Source organism: Mesorhizobium sp. M2A.F.Ca.ET.039.01.1.1 (genome assembly GCF_003998035.1).
Classification (GTDB): domain Bacteria; phylum Pseudomonadota; class Alphaproteobacteria; order Rhizobiales; family Rhizobiaceae; genus Mesorhizobium.
On the sequence record NZ_RZRY01001033.1, the window covers coordinates 1 to 1724 of the forward strand.

General features: G+C 57.4%; 2 protein-coding genes and 1 pseudogene. All 3 read left to right on the forward strand.

What is annotated here, in order from left to right:
- Positions 1–320, forward strand: a pseudogene (locus tag EOA24_RS36955) (branched-chain amino acid ABC transporter permease); the annotation flags it as partial.
- Positions 317–1252 carry a branched-chain amino acid ABC transporter permease gene (locus EOA24_RS36960; protein WP_127410762.1) on the forward strand — a complete coding sequence of 312 codons (936 nt, stop codon included), beginning with the start codon at positions 317–319 and terminating at the stop codon, positions 1250–1252. The pseudogene EOA24_RS36955 and the gene EOA24_RS36960, both read left to right, overlap by 4 nt.
- Positions 1245–1724: ATP-binding cassette domain-containing protein (locus EOA24_RS36965; RefSeq protein ID WP_127410763.1), on the forward strand; the 480-nt coding region annotated here is incomplete at its 3' end. The genes EOA24_RS36960 and EOA24_RS36965, both read left to right, overlap by 8 nt.

Genomic DNA, 1724 nt, shown 5'->3' on the forward strand with positions numbered 1-1724 from the left:
GTATTAAGACGCGGAGTGTTGGCAATCTGACGCTGATTATCGGATCCGGGATCGCAGGCATCTGCGGCGCAGCGATGGGACCGATAAGCCAGATATCGCCCTACATGGGTGGCCCTGCTCTCTGGAAAGCGTTCATCATCATAATTGTGGGCGGGATCGGCAATGTCTGGGGAGCGGTGGCCGCGGCGGCAATCTTTGGGGTGCTTGATACACTTATGTCGCAGTTCGGCGGCGGGCGCTTTCTTGCCCTGACGAGTGCGGCCATCATGCTGTTCGTCCTTAGCGTAAAACCCTCAGGTCTATTCGGAGAAAATGAATGATGGGCGCTCTGCATCGGGACATCGCAACCATCATCATTGCTGGGCTTGCACTTGTCTTCGGCGGGCTGGTCGGCACGCCATATATTCTAGGAGTGTTGATCATCTTCGGCATGGTCTCAATCCTGGTCTTGTCCTATCGGACTATCACCACGATGGGTGGCTGGTCGTTCGCCCACGTCGCCATCATGGGCATAGGGGGATACTCAGTAGCCATCTTCTCCAAAGCACCTTTTGAAATTCCAGTCTTGGTAGCGGTGGCACTTGGCGGGGTCTTTGCTGCGTTCTTCGCCGCAATATTATCTTGGCCTGTTCTTCGCACTCGTCAGTACTACTTCTTCTTATCGACGTTCGCTGCGGGCGAAGCGCTACGCCAGTGCTTCATCCAAATCAAGGAAGTGACCGGCGGCACGGCGGGAATTGCTTTCATAGCCCGGCCTGGAATCCTGCCGGATCCGACATCGGCGTTTCAGTTTCTATGCCTGGTCGCTGTCATCCTTGTATTGCTGGGCCTGTTCTACGCAGCTCTGGACGCGTCCGACACCGGCAAAAAGATCAAGGCGGTTGGCGAGGACGAAGCCCTGTCTTCTTCGCTGGGTATAGATGCCTGGGCGCTTCGTGCACTCGGCTTCATTCTCGGCTCGTTTGGAGCTGGCATCGCTGGTGGGCTTTTCACGTCCTACAACGGCATCATGTCTCCCTCCGACATCAACGCCATGCTGATGTTCAAGATCGTCGCGGCGTGTGTGATTGGTGGCACTACCCGATTTTCGGGGCCGCTCCTCGGTTTGCTCTTTCTAACCCTGATTGAAGAGATATTCCGGTTTGTGCCTGAGTTCGTGCCGATGATCTGGGGCGCGCTCGTCATCACCGCCATCATTCTTAGCCAGCGCACCGGCGGAGGCCTCCAGCTTCGTAAGGTGATAAATGCTTGAGGTAAGGGAAATCAGCCGTGCCTTCGGACGCCTCAAGGCAGTTGACGGAGTCACGCTTTCCGTAATGAAGAACCAAATTCGCGGTCTTATCGGCCCCAACGGATCGGGCAAGTCGACGACGATGAACCTGATCAGCGGCAGTCTTAAGCCTTCCGCTGGAAAAATCGAGATCGAGGGGGAGCGGATCGAAGGCAAGCAGCCGCACCGAATCGCGCGGCTCGGCCTCATCCGAACTTTCCAACTGACCAGGGTATTCACGTCAGGTACCCTCCTAGACGCGGTCGCTCTCGGAGTCCGTGCCGCCAGCGGATCGCCGTGGAGTCCGGCCCGTTGGGTCCCAGCGGGCGACCAGGCCCAAGTCAATCATGCAGCGTTAGTTGCTCTGGAACGAATGGGGTTGGCACATCGCGCTAACGAACTCGCGGGCAATCTTCCCGGCGGTCTGCGACGGATCCTCAGCATCGCGACAGCC

Excerpts from the sequence above, each read along its gene's own strand:
- EOA24_RS36960 (WP_127410762.1), top strand. The coding sequence starts at position 317 with ATGATGGGCGCTCTGCATCGGGACATCGCAACCATCATCATTGCTGGG.